Source organism: Neobacillus drentensis (assembly GCF_036966985.1).
In the GTDB taxonomy this organism is placed as follows: Bacteria; Bacillota; Bacilli; order Bacillales; family Cytobacillaceae; genus Neobacillus; species Neobacillus drentensis_E.
In genome coordinates, this window is sequence record NZ_JBALSN010000308.1 from 5,420 (window position 1) to 5,685 (window position 266).

1 protein-coding gene is annotated in these 266 nt (G+C 42.9%); it reads left to right on the forward strand.

Going from position 1 to position 266, the window contains the following annotated elements; translation table 11 throughout:
• The coding region (locus V7659_RS19805) for an oligopeptide/dipeptide ABC transporter ATP-binding protein (protein WP_335541629.1) at positions 1-139 on the forward strand (139 nt) is incomplete at its 5' end.
• Positions 140-266 lie beyond the last annotated feature (127 nt).

Consider the following 266-nt stretch of genomic DNA (forward strand, 5'->3'; position numbering starts at 1 on the left):
CCCATCACCTGCTAACCCTCCTTCGGGATGCCGTTTTCATACCCGCTGTCCAGCAGCGACTGCCCGCTGTCGGGAGGAACAGCCTTTATTTAGGGAAATTTTTACGGGACATTGGGTGGCATGTCATGATCCAGTTTAATTTTTACCCCTGGTCATTTAAAGTGCTTTTCTTATTAAAAAGAAATCTTTTTGAAAGCCCCCCATCATAATTAATAAGTAGGATATTCATGATTCATACCCAAAATTCTCAATCTGTCGGGATTCAC